3 protein-coding genes are annotated in these 2,883 nt (G+C 72.5%); 2 read left to right on the top strand and 1 reads right to left on the bottom strand.

From position 1 onward, the window contains the following. Both D7X74_RS44710 and D7X74_RS40930 read left to right on the top strand, forming a co-directional pair. On the top strand, positions 1-652 hold a 652-nt coding region (locus D7X74_RS44710), incomplete at its 5' end, for a tol-pal system YbgF family protein (protein WP_233602473.1). A gap of 43 nt (positions 653-695) precedes the next feature. Continuing rightward, positions 696-1,898 carry a hypothetical protein gene (locus D7X74_RS40930; protein ID WP_120538338.1) on the top strand — a complete coding sequence of 401 codons (1,203 nt, stop codon included), beginning with the start codon at positions 696-698 and terminating at the stop codon, positions 1,896-1,898. Between the two features lie 13 nt (positions 1,899-1,911). Here the strand turns inward: D7X74_RS40930 and purU are convergent, their stop codons facing one another. After that, on the bottom strand, positions 1,912-2,775 hold the full coding sequence (purU, locus tag D7X74_RS40925; RefSeq protein ID WP_120538337.1) for a formyltetrahydrofolate deformylase: 864 nt from the start codon (positions 2,773-2,775) through the stop codon (positions 1,912-1,914). Positions 2,776-2,883: the final 108 nt, after the last annotated feature.

Here is a 2,883-nt window from a genome sequence, read left to right as displayed (position 1 = left end):
CCCCCCGCCCCCTTCCCGGCGCAGGCGGCCTCCCGTGTGGCTGATGGCGGGCGCGGCGCTCGTGTTCACCGGGGCCGCGGCCGCCGCCGTGTGGCAACTGTCGCGCCCGGAGGCCTCGCCGCCGCAAGTGCTGACCCCCGCCGTGCCCGAGCCGACCCGGCTGGCCACGCTGGAGCCGGTGCCGCTGCCCGAGCCCGCTCCGCCCGAGCCCTTCGTCATCGAGCATCCGCGCCCCTCCCGTCCGGCCGCCGTGGGCACGCGGGAGCCCGCGCGGCCGGAGGACCTGCTGCGGCAGGCCAATGGGCTGCGCTCGGAAGGCAAGTGGAAGGAGGCGGAGGCGCTGTACCTGCGCGTCATCCGCGCGCAGCCCTCCTCGCTGGCGGCGTACGTGGCGCGCGTGGCGTCGGGGTCGCTCCGGTTGGAGCACCTGGGCGACGCGCGGGGAGCGCTGCGGCAGTTCCAGGACGCCCAGCGCTTCCAGCCCGGCGGCATGCTGGATCCAGAAGCCCGACACGGCGAGGCCGAGGCGTACCGCGCGCTGGGCGACACGGCGGCGGAGACCCGGGTGCTGACAGCGTTCATCGCACTGCATCCCGATTCACCACTGAGCGCGGCTTCTCGCAACCGACTGCGGGAGCTGTCGCGGCCATGAGGCCTGTCGGCGTCGGACTGCGGAACACTCCAAGGACCTGTCCATGAGGCCCCGGGTCGCGGCATTCGCGCTGGCAGCCTCGCTCCTTGCCTCCGCGTGCACCGTGAATGATCCGGTGGCCACGATTCACACGCCTGACGCGGGTGCGGGTGGCCCCGTCCCGGAGGATTGGGCCGCTCACTGCGCCAACAGCGGACCGCCGCTCCTCTTGGGCGACCCCGGCGCCGGTCCCCTGCTGTGCAGTGGCCAGTTGGCGGAGTCCCTGTTCCGCCGCGCGGCGTGTACTTGCGAGGGCCTGTCGCTCAGCGCCCCCTTCCTCGCGGATGCGTTCCGGAGCAGCGCGGGCCCATACGCGCCCGGGGGCACGGGCGGCGACGTGGGCGTCAATGGCGCACTGTCCGCGAACGACCGCGTCCGGGTGGGCGGCGCGCTCCAGGTGGGCGGCGCGTCCGGACTCCAGCTCAGCAGCCCGCTCTCCGTGGGCGGCAGCCTGGACAGCAACGGTCCCCTCACCGGTCCCGGCGCCTCCGCCACCGTGTCGGGCGATGCCCGTGTGAACGGCGACGTGGCGCTCGCCTCCCTGACGGTGGGCGGCGTGCTCACCGTGCCCTCGGAGTTCACGCCCGGCCCAGCCCAGGCCGCCGAGCTGCGCCGTGAACCCGTGGCCCCCGTCGTCCCCTGCGCGTGCGACGCCGCGTCCCGCTTCGACCCGGCCGCGCTCATCGCCCACCACTCGCGGGACAACGACAACGCGGCCATCGGACTGGACCCGGCGCGACTGGAAGACGTCACCGGGGAGGCCGTGCTGGAGCTGCCCTGTGGCCGCTTCCTGCTCACGCGCGTGGCGGGGACGGGCCACGCGACCCTGCGCATCCGGGGCCGCACCGCGCTGTTCATCCCCGGTGGCGTGAACCTGGTCGAAGCCCTCACCGTGGACGTGCAGCCCCCGGGAGAGCTGGACCTGTTCGTGTCCGGAGGCTTCGTCGTGTCCGGGCAGCTCACGCTGGGCTCCACCGCCCTGCCCTCGCGCGTGCGCGTCTACGTGGCCGGCACGGAGGCCCTGGACATCTCCGCCGGCAGCACGCTCGCCGGCAACCTCTACGCGCCCCAGGCCCAGCTCAACCTGAGCGGCAACGCGGAGGTGTTCGGCGCCCTGTTCGTGCGCCACCTGGAAGCCTCCGGCGCCGTGCAGGTGCACCACGACGCCGACGTGCTCGACGCGGGCGCCGCCTGCCCCGCCGGATAGCCGCGCCCGGACTTCAGCGGAAGACCACGGTCTTGTGGCCGTTGAGCAGGATGCGGTGCTGCACGAACCACGTCACCGCACGCCCCAGCACCACGTTCTCCACGTCCCGGCCCATCGCCGTCAGCGCCTCCGGCGACAGGGTGTGGTCCACGCGCTCCACGTCCTGTTCGATGATGGGTCCCTCGTCCAGGTCGCCCGTGACGAAGTGGGCCGTCGCGCCAATCAGCTTCACGCCCCGGTCATACGCCTGCTGGTAGGGCCGCGCGCCCTTGAAGCTGGGCAGGAACGAGTGGTGGATGTTGATGAGCCGCCCGCGCAGCGCATCACACGTCTCCGCGGAGAGGATCTGCATGTACCGGGCGAGCACCACCAGGTCCACGCGCTGCTCGCGCACCACCTCCAAGAGCCGCGCCTCCTGCTGCGCCTTGTTGTCCGGCGTCACCGGCAGGTGGTGGAACGGGATGTCGTGGGACGCGGCCAGTTGGTAGAAGTCCCGGTGGTTCGACACGATGGCCGGAATCTCCACCGGCAGGATGCCGCTGCGGTAGCGATACAGCAGGTCGTTCAGGCAGTGGCCAATCTTCGAGACGAGCAGCAGCACCCGGGGCTTCACCGACGCGTCATGCAGACGCCAGTCCATGGAGAAGCGCGGCGCGAGCTGCGCGAACGCCTCGCGCAGGGCGCCGGGGTCGGTCTTCGCCCCCTCGTCCGCGAAGTGCACCCGCATGAAGAACAGCCGCGTCTGCGGATCTCCGTACTGCGCGCTGTCGAGGATGTTGCAGCCGTGTTCGGCGAGCCATCCGGAGACGGCGTGGACGATGCCGCGCTGATCCGGGCACGACAGCGTGAGGATGTACTGGGCGGGACGCTCGTTCATGGGCGACGCGGACTATAGCGGACCGCCTCCAGACAGGTCCGGTGCCACGCCCCTGCCCCCGAGTGCACCGTGGCGTGTCCAACGCTCGCGCACGGCCCATCCCGGTCC

The sequence above is a fragment of the Corallococcus sp. CA047B genome (assembly GCF_003612065.1).
In the GTDB taxonomy this organism is placed as follows: domain Bacteria; phylum Myxococcota; class Myxococcia; order Myxococcales; family Myxococcaceae; genus Corallococcus; species Corallococcus praedator.
Note: the sequence above shows the minus strand (reverse complement) of the source record. Positions and strands in the feature narration are given on the sequence as shown.

Coding starts and splice junctions, on each gene's coding strand:
- D7X74_RS40930 (WP_120538338.1), top strand. CDS start 696: ATGAGGCCCCGGGTCGCGGCATTCGCGCTGGCAGCCTCGCTCCTTGCC.
- purU (WP_120538337.1), bottom strand. CDS start 2,775: ATGAACGAGCGTCCCGCCCAGTACATCCTCACGCTGTCGTGCCCGGAT.